The organism is Burkholderia sp. JKS000303, from assembly GCF_002563755.1.
GTDB lineage: Bacteria > Pseudomonadota > Gammaproteobacteria > Burkholderiales > Burkholderiaceae > Burkholderia > Burkholderia anthina_B.
In genome coordinates this window covers 2,907,233-2,928,146 of record NZ_PDBZ01000001.1, presented here as the reverse complement: position 1 = coordinate 2,928,146, position 20,914 = coordinate 2,907,233, and the positions used below count along the sequence as shown (strand labels likewise).

The 20,914-nt window shown below is 65.5% G+C and carries 19 protein-coding genes; 9 read left to right on the top strand and 10 right to left on the bottom strand.

Annotated features, from left to right (window positions below; translation table 11 throughout):
• Positions 1 to 33: 33 nt before the first annotated feature.
• Positions 34 to 798 (bottom strand): SDR family oxidoreductase, encoded by a 765-nt coding sequence (locus BX604_RS14000; RefSeq protein ID WP_098551315.1) that lies wholly within the window; start codon positions 796 to 798, stop codon positions 34 to 36.
• Positions 799 to 1,476: 678 nt separating this feature from the next.
• On the opposite strand from BX604_RS14000, the gene BX604_RS13995 reads away from it, so the two are divergent.
• The 3 genes from BX604_RS13995 (at position 1,477) to BX604_RS13985 (ending at position 3,422) form a co-directional block, all read left to right on the top strand.
• Complete coding sequence (locus tag BX604_RS13995; RefSeq protein ID WP_098551314.1) at positions 1,477 to 1,764, top strand: DUF3331 domain-containing protein; 288 nt, start codon at positions 1,477 to 1,479, stop codon at positions 1,762 to 1,764.
• Positions 1,765 to 1,918: 154 nt separating this feature from the next.
• Positions 1,919 to 2,905, top strand: a complete 987-nt coding sequence (locus BX604_RS13990) for an oxidoreductase (protein ID WP_098551313.1) — start codon at positions 1,919 to 1,921, stop codon at positions 2,903 to 2,905.
• Positions 2,906 to 3,119: 214 nt separating this feature from the next.
• Positions 3,120 to 3,422, top strand: a complete 303-nt coding sequence (locus tag BX604_RS13985) for a DUF4148 domain-containing protein (protein ID WP_098551312.1) — start codon at positions 3,120 to 3,122, stop codon at positions 3,420 to 3,422.
• 187 nt (positions 3,423 to 3,609) lie between these two features.
• Here the strand turns inward: BX604_RS13985 and BX604_RS13980 are convergent, their stop codons facing one another.
• The 7 genes from BX604_RS13980 to BX604_RS13950 form a co-directional block, all read right to left on the bottom strand.
• Positions 3,610 to 4,806: a TauD/TfdA family dioxygenase gene (locus BX604_RS13980; protein WP_098551311.1), complete on the bottom strand. Its 1,197-nt coding sequence runs from the start codon at positions 4,804 to 4,806 to the stop codon at positions 3,610 to 3,612.
• Positions 4,807 to 4,829: 23 nt separating this feature from the next.
• Positions 4,830 to 5,786, bottom strand: a complete 957-nt coding sequence (locus tag BX604_RS13975; RefSeq protein WP_098551310.1) for an alpha/beta hydrolase — start codon at positions 5,784 to 5,786, stop codon at positions 4,830 to 4,832.
• 24 nt (positions 5,787 to 5,810) lie between these two features.
• Entirely contained in the window at positions 5,811 to 6,299 is a 489-nt protein-coding gene (locus tag BX604_RS13970; protein ID WP_098551309.1) for a thioesterase family protein, read from the bottom strand.
• 4 nt (positions 6,300 to 6,303) lie between these two features.
• Positions 6,304 to 7,269 (bottom strand): L-carnitine dehydrogenase, encoded by a 966-nt coding sequence (locus BX604_RS13965; protein ID WP_098551308.1) that lies wholly within the window; start codon positions 7,267 to 7,269, stop codon positions 6,304 to 6,306.
• 88 nt (positions 7,270 to 7,357) lie between these two features.
• Positions 7,358 to 8,287, bottom strand: a complete 930-nt coding sequence (locus BX604_RS13960; protein ID WP_098551307.1) for a 3-keto-5-aminohexanoate cleavage protein — start codon at positions 8,285 to 8,287, stop codon at positions 7,358 to 7,360.
• A gap of 100 nt (positions 8,288 to 8,387) precedes the next feature.
• Positions 8,388 to 9,341 (bottom strand): choline ABC transporter substrate-binding protein, encoded by a 954-nt coding sequence (locus BX604_RS13955; protein ID WP_098551306.1) that lies wholly within the window; start codon positions 9,339 to 9,341, stop codon positions 8,388 to 8,390.
• A 323-nt stretch (positions 9,342 to 9,664) separates the two neighbouring features.
• A complete protein-coding gene (locus BX604_RS13950; protein ID WP_098551305.1) occupies positions 9,665 to 10,636 on the bottom strand; it encodes a LysR substrate-binding domain-containing protein in 972 nt (323 codons plus the stop codon).
• 136 nt (positions 10,637 to 10,772) lie between these two features.
• Here BX604_RS13950 and BX604_RS13945 point away from each other — a divergent pair, with 136 nt between their 5' ends.
• Positions 10,773 to 13,073, top strand: coding sequence for an NADP-dependent malic enzyme (locus tag BX604_RS13945; RefSeq protein ID WP_098551304.1), 2,301 nt, complete (start codon positions 10,773 to 10,775; stop codon positions 13,071 to 13,073).
• A gap of 158 nt (positions 13,074 to 13,231) precedes the next feature.
• Here the strand turns inward: BX604_RS13945 and BX604_RS13940 are convergent, their stop codons facing one another.
• Positions 13,232 to 14,341 carry a cis-3-hydroxy-L-proline dehydratase gene (locus BX604_RS13940; protein ID WP_098551303.1) on the bottom strand — a complete coding sequence of 370 codons (1,110 nt, stop codon included), beginning with the start codon at positions 14,339 to 14,341 and terminating at the stop codon, positions 13,232 to 13,234.
• Positions 14,342 to 14,450: 109 nt separating this feature from the next.
• Between BX604_RS13940 and BX604_RS13935 the strand changes: the two genes are divergently transcribed.
• From BX604_RS13935 to BX604_RS13920, 4 genes are all read left to right on the top strand, one after another.
• Positions 14,451 to 15,479 carry a GlxA family transcriptional regulator gene (locus BX604_RS13935; RefSeq protein ID WP_098551302.1) on the top strand — a complete coding sequence of 343 codons (1,029 nt, stop codon included), beginning with the start codon at positions 14,451 to 14,453 and terminating at the stop codon, positions 15,477 to 15,479.
• A 114-nt stretch (positions 15,480 to 15,593) separates the two neighbouring features.
• Entirely contained in the window at positions 15,594 to 16,580 is a 987-nt protein-coding gene (locus BX604_RS13930; RefSeq protein ID WP_257146309.1) for a LysR substrate-binding domain-containing protein, read from the top strand.
• 159 nt (positions 16,581 to 16,739) lie between these two features.
• Entirely contained in the window at positions 16,740 to 17,807 is a 1,068-nt protein-coding gene (locus BX604_RS13925; protein WP_098552870.1) for a proline racemase family protein, read from the top strand.
• Between the two features lie 2 nt (positions 17,808 to 17,809).
• Positions 17,810 to 18,742: an ornithine cyclodeaminase family protein gene (locus BX604_RS13920; protein WP_098551300.1), complete on the top strand. Its 933-nt coding sequence runs from the start codon at positions 17,810 to 17,812 to the stop codon at positions 18,740 to 18,742.
• A 146-nt stretch (positions 18,743 to 18,888) separates the two neighbouring features.
• Here the strand turns inward: BX604_RS13920 and BX604_RS13915 are convergent, their stop codons facing one another.
• Positions 18,889 to 20,016 (bottom strand): aminotransferase class V-fold PLP-dependent enzyme, encoded by a 1,128-nt coding sequence (locus BX604_RS13915; protein ID WP_098551299.1) that lies wholly within the window; start codon positions 20,014 to 20,016, stop codon positions 18,889 to 18,891.
• 266 nt (positions 20,017 to 20,282) lie between these two features.
• Between BX604_RS13915 and BX604_RS13910 the strand changes: the two genes are divergently transcribed.
• Positions 20,283 to 20,864 carry a chloramphenicol phosphotransferase CPT family protein gene (locus BX604_RS13910; RefSeq protein WP_179894801.1) on the top strand — a complete coding sequence of 194 codons (582 nt, stop codon included), beginning with the start codon at positions 20,283 to 20,285 and terminating at the stop codon, positions 20,862 to 20,864.
• Positions 20,865 to 20,914: the final 50 nt, after the last annotated feature.

Below are 20,914 nucleotides of genomic sequence, written 5' to 3'. Positions count from 1 at the left end.
CGAACGAAAACGGAAAGTGAATGGGAGGCTCGGTCAGTTTGACCAGCCACCGTCGATCAGATGAATCGCGCCGGTCGTGAACGACGCTTCGTCGGAGGCGAGATACACCGCGAGCGCAGCCACTTCGTCCGCGGTGCCGATGCGGCCCATCGGCTGGCGCGCGACGAATGCCTGCCGTACGGCGTCAGTCGACACCTGGCGCGTGCGCGCCTGCTCGGCGATCCGCTGTTCGAGCGACGGCGACTCGATCGTGCCGGGGCAGATCGCGTTGCAGCGGATGCGCTGCTCGACGAAATCGGCCGCGACCGCCTTGGTCAGCCCGATCACGGCGGCCTTGGTCGTGCCGTAGACGAAGCGGTTCGGCACGCCCTTCACGCTCGACGCCGCCGACGCCATGTTGACGATCGACGCGCCGCCCGCTTCGAGCATCGCCGGCAGCAGCGCGCGGATCAGCCGGTACATCGACGTGACGTTCAGGTTCAGCGAGAACGCCCACGCGTCGTCGTCGCAATCGAGGATCGAGCCGTGATGGACGAAGCCGGCGCAGTTGAACAGCACGTCGAACGCCCGTTCCTGCGCGGCGAGTGCCGCGACGGCGTGCGCGTCGGTCACGTCGAGCCGCCGCGTCGCCAGCCGGCCACCCGCGCGTTCGGCGTCGGCCGCGAGCTGCGCGAGCGCGGCTTCGTTGATGTCGGTCGCCAGCACGTCGGCGCCCTCGCTCGCGAACCGCAACGCGGTCGCCCGGCCGATGCCCTGCCCGGCCGCCGTAACCAGCGCGTGCTTGCCCTGCAATCTCATGCGCACCTCTCCTGATAGAAGCCGGCGAGCCGGCCGATTGGCACAAAGGACCAAAGGTCCAACCAATCATAGGAACAGATTCCGGATTTGTCACGGTCGCGCGATTCAGTATTTTCCCGAGCGGGAGAATCGGCCGGGAAGCGGTGTCGCAGTGACCGATTGGCGTGCAATCCGCGCCCCGGACGATCGGCCCTGCATCGCGCGAAGCCAATGCCGGCGGGGGTTTCCGCCAGTTTCTGCGGCCCGCGTCACGCCGCGGCCGGCGAATCTGACAGAAAAGTCATGTTGCTGTCAGGGTCTCAACGGGATGCACGCGCGATCATCGTATGGCCGGACCGCGCTTCCCGGCACACCGCATCCCCGCCCGTCGACGATCCCTGACGGGCACCTCCGTCCCCCGCGGTGGGCCACGTGACTGAGCGAGCAGACACGGCGGCGCGGGCCGATTTTCCGCCCCGGGCGTCCGCGTCCGGGGCGTTTTTGTCTGCCCTTTTCAAAGAAAATGCGGGTTGATTGTTTCTAAATCGGCAAAAGGTAATTTGAGCCAGACAGGATGTTTTTTCCGGTCACAGACGCTTACATTTAGCGCACCACTCATGGAAACCGCTACGGATTCGCCATCGGGTAGTGACATCCACTGCCAAGGCTGAAACCGCACGAGCTTTAGGAAACGGCAAAATGAAGGCCTCTCAATCCCTGCCTGCGCTCGATCCCGCCGACGTCCACGTCGAAATTCTCGAACGTTCCGATACGCTGCTCGTCGTCCGCTGGGTCGAACCCGGCCGCTGCCACTACGGCGAACAGCGCTGGCGCCGCCGCTTCGCGCAGCGCACCGGCACCTGCGCGCTGTCGCGCCAGGTCATCCAGCGCGGCGACGAAGTATTCCGCCCGGCCGAGCGCCCGGCCCCCGCGAATGCGGCCGCGATGATCTCCGCCGCCGAAGTGCTCGGCCTGGTCGCCGGCTAATACCGCGCGCGGGCCGGCTGCGTGAAACGCGTGCCTGCCTAGAACCGCCGGTCTAATTCCCCCGCTTGCCTGCTCCGCCTGCGCGGACTATCGTTACACCACTCAATGTAACGATTACGTGCCGTGGCGCATCGCCACGCCGAGGGAGGCAGACATGCATGCATGGAGCGCGCGCCACGTCCCGGCGCAAGGCGGCAAGGTCGCGGTCGTGACCGGCGCCAACAGCGGTCTCGGCTGGCAGATCGCTGAAACGCTCGCCGCCAAGGGCGCGACCGTCGTGATGGGTTGCCGCGATGCCGCCCGCGCCGCGCAGGCGGCCGATGCGATCCGCCGTCTTCATCCCGCTGCCCGCGTCGAAGTCGATCCGCTCGACCTCGCCGATCTCGCGTCGATCCAGCGCTTCGCCAACGACGTATCCGACCGCCACGGCCGCGTCGACATCCTCTGCAACAACGCCGGCGTGATGTTCCTGCCGCTGCGGCATACGCGCGACGGCTTCGAGATGCAGTTCGGCACCAATCACCTCGGCCATTTCGCGCTGACCGGCCATCTGCTGCCCGCGCTGCGCGCCGCCCGGCGGGCGCGCGTCGTCACGATGTCGAGCGGCCTCAATCGCGGCGGCCGGATCCGCGTCGACGACCTGCGCGCGGAGCATCGCTACAACCGTTATCTCGCCTATTGCGACAGCAAGCTCGCGAACCTCGTGTTCGCGATCGAGTTGCAGCGCCGCTTCCAGCGCGCGGCGTTCGCGGGGATCAGCGTCGCCGCGCATCCCGGCTACGCGGCGACCAACCTGCAGTTCGCGGGCCCCGCGATGGACAGCTCGCCCGCCCGCACCGCGCTGATGCGGGCGGCGAACCGTTATCTCGCGCAGCCTGCCGACCAGGGTGCGCTGCCGGCGATTCATGCGGCGACGGCGCCCGACCTCATCGGCGGCGCGTACATCGGCCCATCCGGCTGGTTCGAGTCGCGCGGGCTGCCGGCGCCCGCGAGCGTGCCGCGCCCGGCCCGCGACGTGGCCGTGGCCGCGCTGTTGTGGGAAACGTCGGAAGCCGCGACGGGCGTGCGTTTCCTGAGCGCGGGCGCACCCACCGGGCGGCCGCTCGCCAAGCCGTTCGACACGGCGGCCGAGGCACGCTGAGCAGCACGCCGCTGGCTCACCCATTCTTCATACTTATTACGCAGACGGAAACGAAAGGGCGATGAAAGACTGATTCGGTGCGCCACTGTTACCACCCAGGAAACAATCTATCGTCAAAATCAGCGTTTACCCTGAAGGTCCCGGTGACTAAGATTTAGTCAATCGCTTCAGACATGGTGTCGAGAGCGAACCCAATAAAACACCGGAGGTCATCATGAAATCGCTCGTTTCCGCAGTTGTTGCCGCTGTCGCCCTGTCCGCTTCGTTCGGCGCTTTCGCACAAAGCACCGTGACCCGCGCACAAGTCCGCAACGAACTGGTTCAGCTCGAACAAGCCGGCTACAAGCCGGGCCTGTCGAGCCCGTACTACCCGAACGACATCCAGTCGGCGGAAGCGCGTGTTCATGGTGCCGACGCCAGCGGCTACGGCGCACAACCGGCTCCGGTCGTCCACTCGGGCGCCCCGGCTGCCACAGCGTCGTCGAACGCTCGCGACTCGATCTTCTTCGGCCAGTAAGCCGACGCGCCCCCGGCGGGCGCACCGCGCATCGCGCGATGAAGCTGTAACCGGACGAGCCCGCTGTGCGGGCTCGTCTTTTTTTATGAAACGCATACCTCCGCCGCCCGGCAGCGGGTGGCTTCGCCCGGGCGCGGTGCGTCCGGGCGCTTTTTCGTATGCGGGGTAGACGGGTGTAGGCGGCCGGTCAGCGCGGCGCGGCCGCAACGGGCGCCGAACGCGACAGCACGCGCCACCGCGACAGCAGCTCGTCGCGATCGACGTAGCAGCCCTGCAGATGGCGGCGCCCCGTCGATGGATCGAACTCGGTGCGCGCATGCAGCACGCGCCGGTTGTCGAACGCCCACATATCGCCCGAACGCAGCCGCCGGTGCAAGCGAAAACGCGGCTCACGCGCGAGCGCGAGAAACCGACGGTACGCGCGATAGACGGCCGCGACCGACTCGGCCGGCGCATCGAGCGGCCCGCGCAGGAAATTCGCGACCCGCACTTCCGTCACGTTCCCGCGCGCATCCAGCCCGATCACGGGCGCCGAACAGCGGTAGTCGCTGGTCGCACTCTTGTTCCAGAACTCGAACGGCGTCGACGCCAGTTGCTCGAAATCGGCCGGATGTTCGCGCCGCAGCGCATCCGCGAGCGCGAAGCCGTCGAGGAAGATGCTGTCGCCGCCCGTCGCGTCGTTCGCGAGGCAATGCAGGAACTGCACGCCGGGCTGCAGCTCGCGCGTCGGCAAGTCCGTGTGCGGCGGCAGGTTGAGCGACGTATAGGCATTGCTGTCCGGGCGCGGCTTCGATTCGACGTCGAACAGCACGCCGAAATTGCTCTCGCGGATCAGACCGATGCGACGCGCGATCTCGTCGACGCGACCACGCTCGGCCGGCACGCCTTCGACGAGCGTCAGCCCGGTGCGCTGCAACGCGCGCAGCCACGCAAGCAACGCGCCGTCATCCTCCATCACGTCGCGCCACGCGAACACGCCGATGGCCGTTGCATCGTCGCCGGCCCACACATGCCGTCCGTGCGCGGCCTGGCGCTCCGCGCGCGAGTCATCGTCATAAGCATGCGCACGCAACCAGCCCGGCGACCACGCGCTGCGATGGCCGTCGTTCCACTCGACATGCAGCGTGCCGTCGGCTTCGATCCGCGCGGTGTGCGCGGCCAGATCCTCGCGCGCATCGGCGATCTCGAACACCTGCTCGCGCGTGATCGCATGCACGCACGCGGAACACGCGCAGTTGTCGCGCAGCCAGTCGAAATGAAACGGCGATCGTCGCGCGTCGTGCCACGCGACGTCCACCGTACCGTCGCCGATCGCCACCGCGGCAATCGCCGCATCCCCCGAAAACGTCCGCCAGTCCTCGATACGGTGTTGCGCTGACTGCATCGCTGCCTCCCGGAAAACGCCCGCTACGCGTGTGGTGCGAGCAAGAACCCACCGACCATCCGGTGCATGCGCGCCGCCTGCGGACTCGTTCCGAGCGCGCGCCAGCAACCGTGCACCAGCCCCTCTCCCATCCAGTAACGTGCGGCGCCGCCGGCCGCGCGTATCCGTTCGACGTACGCGCGCGCATCGTCGCGCAGCGGATCGTGTTCCGCGCCGATCGCGAGCACGGGCGGCAGCCCGTCGAAACGTGACGCGGCGAGCGGCAACGATGCGCGCAGCAGCGGAGCATCGTTCAACGCGGCTTCATCCGCATCGCCCCAGTACAGCGCGCGATAGTGATGAACGTCGTCGAGTGTCAGCATCGGCGCGTGCGCTTCCGTTTCGCGCGCCGGCGATTGCGGTTCGAAACCGAGCATCGGATAAACGAGTGCGATCCCGTCGATGCCGCCCTCGCCCGCATCGCGCAGCGCGGTCGCGACGGCCGCCGCGAGATTGCCGCCGGCACTGTCGCCCGCGAGCGTCAGCGGGCGTGCGCATGAACCGAACGGCCAGTGTGCTGCGTCACGCGCGGCACGCGTGACGGCGAGGCAATCCTCGAGCGCGGCCGGTGCGCGATGCTCGGGTGCGAGCCGGTAGTCGACCGCGATCACGGCGAGCCCCGTGTCGGCCGCCAGTTGCGCGGTGATCAGCGCGTGACTGTCGAGCGAGCCGACGACGAAGCCGCCGCCATGAAAGAACAGCACGGTGCCGCGCGGCGTACCGTGCTCGGGCGCGTAGCGCCGCAGCTTGATCGCACGTCCGTCCGCCGCGCGCCACACTGCATCGTGCTGCACGATGCCGGCCGGCAGCGCGGCAGGCGTCCATGCGGCCGCGAAGCGATCGTAGACGCGCCGCTGCTCGTCGACCGAACGCGCCGCCGCATCGGCCGGATACGCGGCGGCGACGGCGGCAACGAACGCCGCGATTTCGGGTTCGAGCATCGTGCGGGTTTTCCGTATCCGGAGCTAGCGGCGCGGCGGCAGGCCGATCACGCGGCCCGCATACGCAGGTGCCGCGCAATCGCGCTGCAACGCGTGAAGCTCGGCCACGCGCGCAGCGACGTCGTCGTCGAACGGCGCCGATTTCGCACCGTCGCGCGTGTCGACGTGCAGCATCATCTGCTCGCTCGCCGACACCGCGCCGTCGTGCCCGTCGGCGAACAGTTCGAGATACATGTGCAGCCGCTTCGCATCATGCGCGAACACCCGCGCATCGACGCGCACGCGCGTGCCTTCCTTGATCTCCTGCAGATAGTTCACATGCGCTTCGAGCGTATAGACCGAGCGGCCCCGCTCGCGACGCGTGGCGTCGTCGAGACCGATGCGGTCCAGCAACGCATCGGTCGCGAAGCTGAAGATCAGCAGATAGAACGCGTCGCGCAAATGGCCGTTGTAGTCGACCCAATCGGGCCGTACGACGTCGCGGTAGATCGTCAGCGGGGTATCGCCGGTCATGTTGTCAGTCCTCGAATCGCATCCCGTGCCGCGCCTTCACCGCGGCGATCGCCTTCAGCACCTCGGTAATGCACTCGTCGCGATAGCGCTCGAGCTCCTTGATGCTGCGCTTGCCTTGCTGCTCGCTCGTGCCTTCGACGACGCTGTCGATCAGTTCGTCGGTCAGCGTCGGCGCGACCAGCTTGGTCCACGGCAGTTCGAGCGCGGGGCCGAACTGCTGCATGAAGTGTCGCATGCCCGCGTCGCCGCCGGCCAGCGTGTAGGTCAGGAACGTGCCCATGAACGACCAGCGGATGCCCGCGCCGAAGCGGATCGCGTCGTCGATCTCTCCGGTCGTCGCGACGCCTTCGTTGACCAGATGCAGCGCCTCGCGCCACAGCGCTTCGAGCAGCCGGTCCGCGATGAAACCGGGCACTTCCTTGCGCACGTGCAGCGGCCGCATGCCGAGCTTGCGATAGATCTCCATCGCCGCTTCCACGGCTTCCGGCGACGTGCGCTCGCCGCCGAGCACCTCGACGAGCGGCAGCAGGTAGACCGGATTGAACGGGTGGCCGACCACGCAGCGCTCCGGATGCGTCGCCCGCGCATAGAAGTCGGTCGGCAGCAGCCCCGACGTCGACGACGCGATGATCGCGTCGGGCTTCGCCGCGCGGCTGATCTGTTCGTGCAGTTCGAGCTTCAGCGCCTCGCGCTCGGGCGCGCTTTCCTGGATGAAGTCGGCGTCGGCGACGCAGGCCTCGATCGTCGATTCGAAACGCAGCCGTGCGCGATCGGCGCCCGGTGCGAGGCCGACGCGTTCGAGCGCGGGCCACGCATTCGCGACGCTCGCGCGCAACCGCTCTTCCGCGCCCGGCGCCGGGTCCCAGACGACCACGTCGAGGCCGTGCGCGAGCGCACGGCAAATCCACCCGCTGCCGATCACGCCGGTGCCGATCGCGGCGAACGTCTTGATGTCGGTCTTCACAGCCATGTCACGCATCCTTCAAATCGTGGGGAATCGGACGGCGGCCGCGCTCGGGCGCGCGCCGCCGCAATCAAGCTGGATCAGTTGCAAGCGCTCACGCGAACTCGGTCACCGCACGGCGCTCGAGCGGACGCTCGCCGCGCGCCGGCAGGCCGAGCTTGCGACGCCCTTCGGCCGGCGTCAGCACGCGGCCGCCGAGCCGTTCGATGACTTCCCGCGCGCGCTCGACGAGCGTGCCGTTGGTCGCATGCACGCCGCGATCGAGCCAGATGTTGTCTTCGAGGCCCACGCGCACGTGGCCGCCGAGCAGCATCGCCTGCGCGACCATCGGCATCTGCATGCGGCCGATCCCGAAGCCGGCCCAGTGCGCGCCCGGCGGCAGGTTGTCGACCATCGCCTTCATCGTGCCGGTATCGGCCGGCGCGCCCCACGGAATGCCGAGGCACAGCTGGAACAGCGGCGGATCGTCGAGCAGGCCTTCCTTCAGAAGCTGCTTCGCAAACCACAGATGGCCCGTGTCGAAGATTTCCAGCTCCGGCTTCACGCCGAGTTCCTGGATGCGCTTCGCGCCAGCACGCAGTTGCGCGGGCGTCGACACGTAGATGTAGTCGCCGTCACCGAAATTCAGCGTGCCGCAATCGAGCGTGCAGATTTCCGGCAGCAGTTCCTCGACGTGCGCGAGACGCGTGAGGCCGCCGACGAGATCGGTGCCCTTGCCGAAGCGCATCGGGTCTTCGCCCGGGCCGATTTCCAGATCGCCGCCCATGCCGGCCGTCAGGTTGATGATCACGTCGACGTCGGCCGAGCGGATCCGGTCGACCACCTCGCGGTACAGGTTCGGATCGCGGCTGCCGCGGCCCGTCTGCGGATCGCGCACGTGGCAGTGCGCGACCGTCGCGCCGGCCTTCGCCGCTTCGATCGCGGCAGCGGCGATTTCCTTCGGCGTGACCGGAATCGCCGGATGCTTGCCGACCGTGTCGCCCGCACCGGTGACCGCGCAGGTGATGATGACTTCGTTGTTCATGCTGTGAGCCCTCGCTTGATTCGGATGGTGCCGCTCGATTTCCGTCGTACTGCAGATGATTCGTCGCTGCGCGCCGCATGCATGCGGCGCGCGCGGGCCGTTACAGGCCGAGATAAGCCTTCACGGCGGGCAGCCCGTCCTTGCCGTCGAACGTCTTGACGCCGGCCAGCCATGCGTCGAGCACCTGCGGATTCTTCTTCAGATACGCCTTCGCGGCGTCGGCCGGCTTCGTCTTGTTCATCACCGACTGCATCAGCTGGTTCTCGAGCTGCGTCGAGAAACGCAGGTTCTCGACCAGCTTGCCGGCATTCGGGCAGCGCGCGATGAAGTCGGGCGCCGTCAGCGTGTACACGCGCGCTTCGCCGTAGTTCGGACCGAAGGACGCGTCGCCGCCGGACAGGTAGTTCATGCTGAGCTGGATGTTCATCGGGTGCGGTTCCCAGCCGAGGAACACGACCCACTTCTTCTCGCGGATCGCGCGCTCGACCGTGACGAGCATCCCCGCCTCGCTCGATTCGACCAGCTTGAAGCCGCCGAGGCCGTACTGGTTCGTGTCGATCATCTTCTGGATCGTCGCGTTCGCGCTGCTGCCCGGTTCGATCCCGTAGATCTTGCCGTCGAGCTCCGCGCGGTGTTTCGCGATGTCCTCGAAGGTCTTCAGGCCGGCCTGGTATTCGTAGCTCGGCACCGCGAGCGTCGCCTTCGCGCCCGACAGGTTCGGCGGTTCGACGACGTTGATCGACTTGCTGTCGAGGAACGGCTGAAGCTGCTTTTGCTGCACCGGCCACCAGTAGCCGAGCGACACGTCGAGCTGCTTGCTCTTCAGGCCGGCAAACGAGATCGGCACCGACGCGATCGTCGTCGTCGGCTTGTAGCCGAGCCCTTCGAACACCGTCGAGGCGAGCGCCGTGGTGGACGTGATGTCGGTCCAGCCGATATCCGCGAAGCGTACGTTGCGGCAGGTCGCGGCATCCGTTTCGGCCTGCGCCGCGGTCGCGAATGCGCCGGTCGCCAGCACGGCCGCGACGAACGCGGCGATCTTTGTCGACTTCATGGGTTCTCTCCCGTTTGGACCGATGTCCGACGGGTTCGCGGAGTGCGTCCCGGCCTGCATCGTGGGAGTAAAAGTAACGGGCCATATTGGTCGCAAGACGACCGGCGGCGACGTGTTCTTGACTATTTGCGACTATGAGTGGAAACCACTATGAACGGTCTGCGGCTTGTGTGACGGGCGTTTGATGCGAATTCAGGCGGGGATGGGTTTGTCCGGATGCGGCGTGGTCGTTGCCGCTCCGGAGCGGCAGTGCGAGCGGGTGTGGTGCGGCTTCCGGTCCGGTTACCGCCCGCGAATGCGCGGGTGAACCGGCAACCGGCGCGCTATCGCGGCACGTCGACGTAGGTCTCTTTGCAGATCTCGCGCAGCGCCTGAACGAGCAGATCCCGCGCCGGCGAATGCGAGTCGGCGGCGCGCGTGAACAACGCGATCGGCGGCAACGTCCAGATCAGCGAGTAAGGCACGATCGCGACGCCGGCGATGCGCACCAGTTCCTCCGCGATATCGGCCGGCACGATCGACACGGCCTCGTCGCTCGACGCGATCATCTCGCCGATCAGCTTCGACGAGTAGCTTTCGATGACCGGCACCGGCGGCGCAATGCCCGCCGACAGAAACAGGTCGGCCACCTGCTCGCGCATCGGCGTGTGCGGCGCGCCGAGAATCCAGTCCAGCGCGTGCAGCTTCTCCCAGTCGAGCCGCGTGCGGGCCAGTTTCGCGGCCAGCCGCCGGCTCGCGATCATCCGCGGCTGCTGCTGGTACAGCACCTCGAACGACACCTGCCCCAGATCGACCGCCGACGACGCCCGCCCGATCACGAGGTCGACGCTGTGGTCCCGGAGTTGCAGCAGCAGCTGGTCGCTGGTGCCTTCGTGGATCGTCACCGTCAGGCGCCGCTCCATCCGCGACTGCAGCCGCTTGAGCGCCGCCGACAGCATCTGGCCCGAAATGAACGGAATCACGCCGATATGCAGGTGGGCCGCATGCCCGGCCGCGACCGCCTCCATCTCGCGGGCGAGGTGGTCGAGATCCTTCAGCATCGCCTTGGCCCGCTCGAGCACCACCGCGCCCAGCGCGGTCGGCCGCATCCCGCGCGACGAGCGCTCGAACAGCGGCGTGCCGAACATGCTTTCCAGCTCCGACAGCGCGTTCGTCACCGCCGGCTGGCTGCTGGCCATGTGCTCCGCGACGCGCGTCAGCGACCCGTGCTGCTGGATCTGCAGCAGCAGCATCAGGTGTCGCATCTTCAGGCGGGCACCGAGCCGCCTGACCATGTCGTTCGCGTCAAATGTCATTGACTGGTCAACCATTCATCATGAAAAAGTGATGCCCCAATATTAAAACAGAATCATCTTGTTATAGCGGGTGCCTAGAATCACTCCCATGGATCGCGTCGGGACTGGCCTGACGCACACGCCCGGACCCAAGAACATGAAACAGACAGAGACTCAGCAGCAGGCAGCGTTCGACTATCACGAGTTTCCGACCCCGGGGAAGATCTCCGTCGTCGCCAGCAAGCCGCTCGTGACGCAGCGCGATCTCGCGCTCGCGTACACGCCCGGCGTCGCGAGCGTCTGCGAATCGATCGCGGCCGAGCCGCTGAACGCGCACCGCTTCACGAGCCGCGGGAATCTGGTGGGGGTCATCACCAACGGCACCGCGGTGCTGGGTCTGGGCAACATCGGCGCGCTCGCGTCGAAGCCGGTGATGGAAGGCAAGGCCGTGCTGTTCAAGAAGTTCGCGGGCATCGACGTGTTCGACATCGAGATCAACGAGACCGACCCGGACAAGCTCGTCGACATCATCGCCGGCCTCGAACCCACCTTCGGCGGGATCAACCTCGAGGACATCAAGGCGCCGGAATGCTTCACCGTCGAACGCAAGCTGCGCGAGCGCATGAAGATCCCCGTCTTCCATGACGACCAGCACGGCACCGCGATTACCGTCGCCGCCGCGTTCATCAACGGGCTGAAGGTCGTCGGCAAGTCGATCAAGGAAGTGAAGGTCGTGACGTCGGGCGCCGGTGCGGCCGCGCTGGCCTGCCTGGACCTGCTGGTCGACATCGGCCTGCCGGTCGGCAACATCTGGGCGACCGACATCGAAGGCGTCGTCTACACCGGCCGCACCACGCTGATGGATCCGGCCAAGGAGCGCTTCGCGCAAAACACCGACGCGCGCAAGCTGTCCGAAGTGATCGGCGACGCCGACGTGTTCCTCGGGCTGTCGGTCGGCGGCATCCTGAGCGCGGACATGCTGAAGTCGATGGCGCCGCGCCCGCTGATTCTCGCGCTGGCCAACCCGACGCCGGAAATCTTCCCGGAACTCGCGCATGCCACGCGCGACGACGTCGTGATCGCGACCGGCCGCTCGGACTTCCCGAACCAGGTCAACAACGTCCTGTGCTTCCCGTACATTTTCCGCGGCGCACTGGATGTGGGCGCAACGACGATCACCCGTGAAATGGAAATCGCCGCGGTTCACGCGATCGCCGGCCTCGCGCAGGAAGAGCAGAACGACATCGTCGCGGCAGCCTATGGCGGCGACGAAGTGTCCTTCGGCCCGCAATACCTGATCCCGAAGCCGTTCGACCCGCGCCTGATCGTGCGTATCGCCCCGGCCGTGGCCAAGGCGGCGATCGAAGGCGGCGTGGCGACGCGCCCGCTCGCGGATCTCGACGCGTACGTCGAGCAGCTGCAGCAGTTCGTCTACCACTCGGGCGCGTTCATGAAGCCGCTGTTCGCGGCCGCGCGTCAGCTCGTGCGTGACGGCGGCAAGGCGCGCATCGTGTTCACCGAAGGCGAAGACGAGCGCGTGCTGCGCGCGGTGCAGGTCATCGTCGACGAGAAGCTCGCGCGTCCGATCCTGGTCGGCCGTCCGGAAGTGCTGCTGGCGCGTATCGAGCGCTTCGGCCTGCGCCTGCGACTCGGCGAGGACGTCGAAGTCACCAACCCGGAATACGACGAACGCTTCCCGCAATACTGGACGACGTACTGGGAACTGCGCTGCCGCGACGGCATTTCGAAGGAGATGGCGCGCGTCGAGATGCGGCGTCGCCTGACGCTGATCGGCGCGATGATGGTGCGGCTCGGCGATGCGGACGGGATGATCTGCGGGACGGTCGGCGAGTATCACAACCACCTGCGGTTCGTGGACGAAGTGATCGGCAAGAAACCCGATGCGTCGACCTACGCGGCGATGAATATCCTGCTGCTCAATCAGCGGACGGTCGCGCTGGTCGATACGCACGTCAACGACAACCCCGATGCGGCGCAGATCGCGGAATTCACGATCGCGGCGGCGCGCCAGATGGAGTGGCTGAATCTGACGCCGAAGGTTGCGCTGCTGTCGCGGTCGAACTTCGGGTCGGGCAGCGCGGCGTCGGGCGTGAAGATGCGCAACGCGCTGGAGATCATTCGCGCGCATGCGCCGGACATCGAGGCGGACGGCGAAATGCACGGCGACTGCGCGCTCGACGAAGCACTGCGGGCGCGGCTGCTGCCGATGTCGCCGCTGAAGGGCGCGGCGAACCTGCTCGTGTGTCCGAACGTCGATGCGGGGAATATTGCCTATAACCTGCTGAAGACCGAAGCCGGCAGCAACGTTGCGGTGGGGCCGTTCCTGCTGGGGGTCAATGCGCCGGTGAACATTCTCACGTCCAGTGCGACGGTGCGGCGGATCGTGAACATGACGGCGTTGACGGTCATCGAGGCGAATCGCAATGCGGCTGCGTGATTGAACGCCGGCAGCGTGGCGACGACGTCGCCGCGCGCCGCCTTCACCGCCGCCATCGGCGAGCAGGCGGTGCGCACCGCCTGCTTGCTTGAACACGGCCGCCTCAAAGCCGGGCACCCGATTGCCCGCGGCAGCCGGGTGCGCCGGCGAGGCCCGGATCAAACCGTCCGGCCGACGACGGCAACGGGATCGCCGAGCACCTCCATCTTCGGCTTGACGCCAAGCCCCGGCTGATCCGATACCGACATGTAACCGTCCTTCAGTTCCGGCCCGCCCGACGCGATCGCGAGACCGTGATACTCGTGGAACGCCGACGACTGGAAGTGAAAACCCGACGGCGTCGAGTGCGCGAGATGGCAAAGCGCGGCCGTCGCGATCTCGCCGCCCCACGTGTCCTCAATCGTGAGCGAGATTCCCAGCGTCACGGCCAGATCGCGGAATTGCCTTGCCTTCGTCAGCCCGCCGACGCGGCTCACCTTCAGATTGACGACATCCATCGCACGATCCTGACAGCCACGCACCAGCACGCGAATGTCTTCCATGCACTCGTCGAGGATCATCGGATGATCGGTATGCTGCCGAACGACGAGGCACTCCTCGTAGCTCGGGCACGGCTGTTCGATGTAGATATCGACGTCGCGAATCGCCTTGACGACGCGTAGCGCCTCGTGTTGCCGCCAGCCGGTATTCGCATCGGCCGCCAGGACATTGCCGGCGCGCAGTTCGGCAGACACCTTCAGGATCCGCTCGATGTCGGCGTCCGCACCCGCGCCCACCTTCATCTGAAACTGCCTGAAGCCCTGATCCTGATACTCGCGGATCTTCTTCGCCATCGCATCCGGATCTTGCCGCGTGACGACCTTGAAGAGCTTGACCTGATCCTGCAGGCGCCCGCCGAGCAGGTTGTACACCGGCTGGCTCGTCGCCTTGCCGAGAATGTCCCAACACGCCATATCCAGGGCCGACTTGACGTACGGGTGACCTTTGAGAAGCGCGTCCATGCGGACATTGATCCGGCCGATCTGGCACGGGTCTTCCCCGATCAGCCCTTCCGCGATCTTCACGAGGCCGGTGCGGGCGCCTTCGGCGTAAGCCGGCAGATACGACGGCCCGAGCGGGCAAATTTCGCCGACACCGACAAGCCCGGCGTCCGTTTCGACGATGACGACAGTCGAGTCGAATGATGCGAACGAGAATGTCGACCAGCTGTAGGCCCCCTCTTTCAAGGGCAAATCGACCTGGTACAGCGAAATTTTCGAGATCTTCAAGGCGCGCCTCCGTGCCGTTCGTGTGTGGATGCGGAAAACTATAATTGCCCGTCGAGCGGAAAAATTGTACGTTTCGGACAATCAATGGCACGACTGGCGGAGACACCCGATGCGGGGCGACTATTCTTTTCTCCGGCCGGGCAAGTCCGCCCCCGAGGTCGATGCGCCCCTCAGGATCGGCATCGCCCCGACGCCGGATTTCACCCTGATGTCGCTCTCGTGCTTCGTCGAATTTCTGCGGCTGTCGGCCGACGAGGCGGACTTCAGCAGGCAGATCTACTGCTCGTGGGACCTGCTGTCCCACGACCTTTCGCCGATCCGATCGAGCTGCGGCTTTCCGATGGTGCCGACCCGGCTCTTCGGCGATCCGTCCGAATACGACTACGTCGTGGTGCACGGCGGCCCGCTCCACAGTGCGGAACCGATCCCCGACGAGCTTTACCGATTCATACAATCCTGCGTCGAGGCGCAGGTTCCCGTTGTCGGGCTATGCACGGGCCAATTCATTCTTGCGGAGCTGGGGTATCTGGCAGGCAGGCGCTGCGCCGTTCACTTCTCGCTCGCGCAAGCAATGCAGCGCAATTTTCCGGACATCATCGCGGTAACGGATGCGCCGGTCGTGGAGGACGGCGAGTTCATCACATGCCCTGGCGGTCTTGCCGCGATCAATCTCGCCATGCACCTGGTGACGACTCACTGCGGAAAGACGCGATCGCACAAGGCACTCCACTATTTGATGGCCGATCGAGGCTTCGACGAAATACAGGCGATGAAGAACGACTCCGAGGTCGGCCTGCACTGCCCCGATCGGCGAGTCGTCAACGCGGTGGGCCTGATGACGCAACGCACGTTCGAACCGGGTTCGATCGCCGGCATCGCACAGTCCATCGGCACGACCGAGCGAGAACTGACCCGGCTGTTCAAGAAGCACCTGCGCGTCGCGCCGCTGCAGTACTGGCGGAGCATGCGCCTGAAAGCCGCGAAGTGGATGGTCATCAACAGCGATCGGTCCATTACCCAGATTGCCTACGAGTGCGGCTTCACGGACAGTTCGCATCTGATACATTGGTTCAAGCGCGAATACAACGTCACACCGTTCAAGCTGAGAAAGCTTCGATCCGACTTTGGCGTGCATTGAGCCGGCTCCCCGGCGAGCCGTCATTCGCTTCCCGTCATCCGGCGCGCATCCGCGTGCCGGACTGTGTCCAATCCCCTGACATCCGTAGACATTGCCATGGCGCCTCGGTTTGAAATGAGCGAAACATTGGTTGGCGCGCTGTCTCTGCGCGCCATCAAATCATTTCTTGCAGCCGCGAAATTCAACAGCTTTACCGGGGCGGCCAATGCATTGAACGTGACCCCCGCAGCCGTGAGCAAGCAAGTGCGGGAACTGGAGGACTACCTGGGTACGGAGCTTTTCGTCCGCTCGGGCAAGGCTGTCACGCTGACTGCCGATGGCGAGATGTTCAAGGACGCAGCGCAGCTTTCGTTGATCAATATCCATCAGGCCGCCGAGCGCCTGCGCAAGAAGGTGCCTGCCAGGCAGACGCTGATCGTCTGCTGCTCGCCGGCATTTTCCGCGCTCTGGCTGCACAAACGGCTGCCCGAATTCATCCAGGACAATCCGGATATCGAGCTCACGGTCCTGGCCACGCAAAATTTCATCTCGATGGAAGCGGGCGTGCAGCCGGATGTCTACATCGCCAAGCTGGCCAGCATGCGCGACGGATACGACAGCGAGCACCTGTTCGACGACGAGGTCTATCCCGTCTGCACACCGCAGTATTTACGCAGCCATGGCCCCGTCGAAACGCCGGAAAGGCTGCTGGACATGTCGTTGCTCGATATCAGCGCCTATGGTCGCTCGCAGATTTCCGAGCATATCGACTGGAAAGTCTGGCTGGCACTGCACGACGTCGACACGAGCTGGCGCGCCGACATTCCGCGTCAGCTCTTCACCAGCAACGACTATCCGGGCATCGTGCAGCTGGCCCTGGCTCACCAGGGCGTCGTGCTGGGCTGGCATCACCTCGTCGGCGACCTGGTACAAAGCGGCCAGTTCGTGCGTCCGCTGCCGCACAAGACGGTGATGAAGAATCGCGGCCACTACCTGTCGGTCCGCAAAGACAAGGCGGACGCCGTCGTGTGCAGGCAGTTCTGCCAGTGGGTCAGGCAGCAACTCGCGCTGCATCCCGCCGCCGATGAAACGGGCCTCGCCCCCGGCACACCGACACGCTGAGCGCCCGCACCGAATCGCCCCTGTCCGGCACGGTTAGCGGCATCTTCAACCAAAAGTTGCAGGAAGGCCGGAGGAAATGTCGCTTAAGTTATTCGCAAAACGGGCATAAATTTCCCTTCACGCCGCACTCGGTCGGCGACGATGAAGAGGAACCCGCACGTGGGATTCAAGAAAACCATTCACGCCGTGGACACGCATTCGGGCATTCCCATGCGGGTGGTCACCGGCGGCATTCCGCACATTCCCGGTGACACCGTCCACGCCAAGATGAAATGGCTGGAGGCCAATGACGACGGCTTGCGCAAGCTGCTGTTGCGCGAACCGCGCGGCTACCCGGCGCACTGCTGCAACATCATCGTGCCGCCGTGCCACCCGGATGCGGATGCGGGCTACATCATCCTGGAACAGGTCGAATATCCGATGATGTCGGGCGGCAACACCATTTCCGTGGCGACCGTACTGCTGGAAATGGGCATGCTGCCCATGCAGGAACCCGTGACGGAACTGACGCTGGAAGCGCCGGCCGGACTGATCCGCATCACTGCCGAGTGCAAGGACGGCAAGGTCAAGCGTGTGAAGTTCAGGAACGTACCGGCCTTTGCCGCGCATCTGGATGCCGTCATCGATGTGCCGCATCTGGGCAAGGTGCGGGTGGACGTGGGCTGGGGCGGCATGTTCTACGCCATCGCCGACGTGCGCCAGTTCCCGGGGCTCGAACTCAAGCCCGAACACGGCAAGGAGATCACGCGGGTGTCCGCGCTGATCCGGCAGGCCGCCATCGAGCAGTTGCCGGTTGCGCACCCGGACTATCCGGGCGTGGGCATCACCATCTCGCAACTGTCCGGCCCGGCAGACGATCCCGCGGCGGACTGGAAGAACGCGGTCACCATGCCGACCGGGCCGCTCGCCTGGGACGACCCGTCCACCTGGACCGGCGCGATCGACCGCTGCCCTTGCGGCACCGGCACCTGCGCAAAGATGGCCGTGCTGCACGCCAAGGGCAAATTGCCGCTGCATCGGGATTTCCGGCACCAGGGCATCCTGGGTACCGTCTTCACCGGCCGCCTCGTGGACGAAGCCCGCATCGGCGACAAGGCGGCCGTGGTTCCGACCCTGGCCGGCACCAGCTGGATCCACGGCATCAATACCATCGTGCTCGATCACGATGACCCGTTCCCCGAGGGCTACACCCTGGGCGACATCTGGCCACAACAGCAGGAGCATTGAACGTGCACATCATTTCGGCGGAGCAGATCCGGTCGGTCCTGGATTGGGACGGGGTGCTCGACGCGTTGCACAACGGGCATTCCGGCTCCCGGCCCATCGGCGACAGTTATTTCATCGGGGATGCCGGCTTTGGCCTGTTCAGCCGCGGCGTCATTCTGCCGGGCAAGGGCGCGGGGTTCAAAATCGCGTCGATCTTTCCGGCCAACAACCTGGCCAGTCCGCCCCTGCCGACGGAGCAGGCCGCGTTTCTGGTTCTGGACGAGCGGACCAAGGGCATCGTCGCCATGCTCGACGGCCCGGAAATCACACGATGGAAGACCGCGGCCGATTCCGCGCTGGCGGCCAGGACGCTGAGTCGCGAGAACAGCGAGGTACTGCTCGTCCTGGGTTCAGGGCCGGTCGCAAGGTCGTTGACGGATGCCTATCTCCACATCCGCCCGTCCATCCGTCACGTGCTGTTGTGGAATCGCACGCCATCCAGGCTGGATGCAGTGCGCTCGGATCTCGCGGCCAGAAACATCGAGGCATGCATCGTCGAAGACCTGGATGCCGCCGTGGCCCGCGCGGACATCATCGCGTCGGCCACCAGCACGTCCACGCCGGTGATTCGAGGCGAGCGGGTGCGCCCCGGTACCCATGTCGATCTGGTGGGCGGGTACCGGCCGGACATGCAGGAGGCCGATTGCGACGTGCTCAGGGGGGCGCGCATCTTCGTGGATGACCGCGAGAATGCCGCGCAATCGGGCGACATCCGGATTCCGCTGCAGGCGCAGGTCATACAGGCTGACCAGATCGAGGCAGACCTGTTCGATCTGTGCCGGATGCCGGCGTTTCATCGTTCGGCCGAGGACCGGACGGTTTATAAAAATGCCGGCGGCGCGCACCTGGATCTCATCGTCAGCCAGTACGTCGTCGAGCGCCTGCAATCACGCTAGAGGGATGGCCGAAAAGGCCGATCGTCGACGTGCGCTGCAGGCGGCCGGAACCGGCGTCGCAGCTTCGGGCGGCGCATGGGATCGTCTCGAACGAGCCGATCTCGCGCGTCATGCGCCGCCGTGCATTACCGCACCGAATCGACGTGCTACAGCACCCGTTCCAGCGCGCTCGCAAACCGCGCGACCGCGGCATCGACATCATGCAGTTTGTCGAGACCGAACAAGCCGATCCGGAACGTCTTGAAATCCGCCGGCTCGTCGCATTGCAGCGGTACGCCGGCCGCGATCTGCATGCCGACGTCGACGAATTTCTTGCCGGACCGGATGTCGTCATCGTCGGTGTAGCTGACCACGACGCCCGGCGCCTCGAAGCCTTCGGCGGCAACGCTCCGGAACCCCTTCCCGGCCAGCAACGCACGAATCCGCGTGCCGAGTTCGAGCTGTTCCGCCCTCACCTTGTCGAAGCCGTACGCCTCCGTTTCCTTGATGACGTCGCGCAGCGTCGCGAGGCTGTCCGTGGGCATCGTCGCGTGATACGCGAACCCGCCGTTCTCGTATGCTTCCATGATCTGCAGCCACTTGCGCAGATCGCACGCGAAGCTGGTGCTGGTCGTCGCATCGATTCGCTCGCGGGCGAGCGGGCTGAGCATCACCAGCGCGCAGCCGGGCGATGCGCTCCAGCCCTTTTGCGGCGCGCTGATCAGCACATCGACGCCGCATGCCTCCATGTCGACCCAGATCGTGCCCGACGCGATGCAGTCCAGCACGAACATGCCGCCGACCGCATGCACGGCGTCGGCCACCGCGCGCAGATACGCATCGGGCAGCATCATCCCGGATGCGGTTTCGACGTGCGGCGCAAAGACGAGATCCGGCTTGTGCTCGCGGATCGCAGCGACGACTTCGTCGATCGGGGCCGGCGCAAACGCGGCCTGCCGTCCCGATTCGACCGGACGCGCCTTCAGCACGAGCGATTCGGACGGGATGCTGCCCATGTCGAAAATCTGCGACCAGCGGAAGCTGAACCAGCCGTTGCGGATGACCACACACTTCTTGTTCGTCGCGAACTGGCGGGCCACGGCTTCCATGCCGAACGTCCCGCTGCCCGGGACGATTGCAACCGCCTTCGCGTTGTAGACCTTTTTCAGCGCGGCGGAAATGTCGCGCATGACGCCCTGAAAGCGCTGCGACATGTGATTGATCGACCGGTCGGTGTACACCACCGAATATTCGAGGAGCCCGTCGCGGTCGACATCGGGAAGTAATCCTGGCACGTTCGCCTCCGGTAAAGGATGAACCATGTGATGAGAGCGAGCGGTATGCATGGGGAGATACCGCTGCGCCCATGCAACGCTGCATTTTTTGCTTGGACGACGACCGATTCTAACGAAAGCGACGCGAGGTGGGGGGGTTGAGGATTTTGTGCGGTGCGTGAAACCCGCCTCGCAACCTGCCATTCACATTGCCGTGCAGATGGTCGACAATCGGCGTCCAACCTCTGCGTTCGCATGCGCTCGACGATCTGCCCAGGAAAATGCCGATGATAGCGAAACCGTCTTCGTCCTGCGGGTCGATCATCGTAGTCAATGGCCCGAGCAGTTCCGGAAAAAGCACCTTGTCGCGATGCCTGCGTGATGAACTGCCCGAGCATCACCTGCATATCGAGCTGGATGCATTTCGAAATATGGAGCCCGAAGGCTATTGGGACGTCGATATGCAATTGGCGCAGGTTCGCATTGCCGCGCTATGCCGGGCGATCAACGCCACGGCTGCCACCTATTCCCGGCACGGTCAGGCGGTCATCGTCGATCACGTTCTGTCCGACGACGCATGGCATTACATGCTCGAGGATCTGGTCGGGTTTCCAGTCTTCATCGTCGGTGTTTTTTGCTCGCTGGAAAAACTGATCGAGCGCGAGAACATGCGCGGCAACAGGAAAATCGGGTTGGCCGCATCGCAGTTCGAGTCGATTCATGCTGGCCGTCATTACGACCATGTTGTCGACACGTCGTCTTCGAGCGCGCTTGCCTGTGCGCAATCGATTGCGCAATGGCTGAGCCGTCGACCGGTTCCGGTTGCATTCGCGGAAATGCAGCAGCGGTTTTCGGGGAACGTGCGGTAGGCGAGTTTCGGGCGTGCCGCACCATCCGGATTCAGGCACCTGCCCGGGTG

What these genes read in the sequence shown, in the direction of transcription:
- BX604_RS14000 (WP_098551315.1), bottom strand. Translation starts at nt 798, where the DNA reads ATGAGATTGCAGGGCAAGCACGCGCTGGTTACGGCGGCCGGGCAGGGC.
- BX604_RS13995 (WP_098551314.1), top strand. Translation starts at nt 1,477, where the DNA reads ATGAAGGCCTCTCAATCCCTGCCTGCGCTCGATCCCGCCGACGTCCAC.
- BX604_RS13975 (WP_098551310.1), bottom strand. Translation starts at nt 5,786, where the DNA reads ATGCTCGAACCCGAAATCGCGGCGTTCGTTGCCGCCGTCGCCGCCGCG.
- BX604_RS13945 (WP_098551304.1), top strand. Translation starts at nt 10,773, where the DNA reads ATGAAACAGACAGAGACTCAGCAGCAGGCAGCGTTCGACTATCACGAG.
- BX604_RS13985 (WP_098551312.1), top strand. Translation starts at nt 3,120, where the DNA reads ATGAAATCGCTCGTTTCCGCAGTTGTTGCCGCTGTCGCCCTGTCCGCT.
- BX604_RS13960 (WP_098551307.1), bottom strand. Translation starts at nt 8,287, where the DNA reads ATGAACAACGAAGTCATCATCACCTGCGCGGTCACCGGTGCGGGCGAC.
- BX604_RS13935 (WP_098551302.1), top strand. Translation starts at nt 14,451, where the DNA reads ATGCGGGGCGACTATTCTTTTCTCCGGCCGGGCAAGTCCGCCCCCGAG.
- BX604_RS13970 (WP_098551309.1), bottom strand. Translation starts at nt 6,299, where the DNA reads ATGACCGGCGATACCCCGCTGACGATCTACCGCGACGTCGTACGGCCC.
- BX604_RS13980 (WP_098551311.1), bottom strand. Translation starts at nt 4,806, where the DNA reads ATGCAGTCAGCGCAACACCGTATCGAGGACTGGCGGACGTTTTCGGGG.
- BX604_RS13910 (WP_179894801.1), top strand. Translation starts at nt 20,283, where the DNA reads ATGATAGCGAAACCGTCTTCGTCCTGCGGGTCGATCATCGTAGTCAAT.
- BX604_RS13965 (WP_098551308.1), bottom strand. Translation starts at nt 7,269, where the DNA reads ATGGCTGTGAAGACCGACATCAAGACGTTCGCCGCGATCGGCACCGGC.
- BX604_RS13990 (WP_098551313.1), top strand. Translation starts at nt 1,919, where the DNA reads ATGCATGCATGGAGCGCGCGCCACGTCCCGGCGCAAGGCGGCAAGGTC.
- BX604_RS13950 (WP_098551305.1), bottom strand. Translation starts at nt 10,636, where the DNA reads ATGACATTTGACGCGAACGACATGGTCAGGCGGCTCGGTGCCCGCCTG.
- BX604_RS13955 (WP_098551306.1), bottom strand. Translation starts at nt 9,341, where the DNA reads ATGAAGTCGACAAAGATCGCCGCGTTCGTCGCGGCCGTGCTGGCGACC.
- BX604_RS13930 (WP_257146309.1), top strand. Translation starts at nt 15,594, where the DNA reads ATGAGCGAAACATTGGTTGGCGCGCTGTCTCTGCGCGCCATCAAATCA.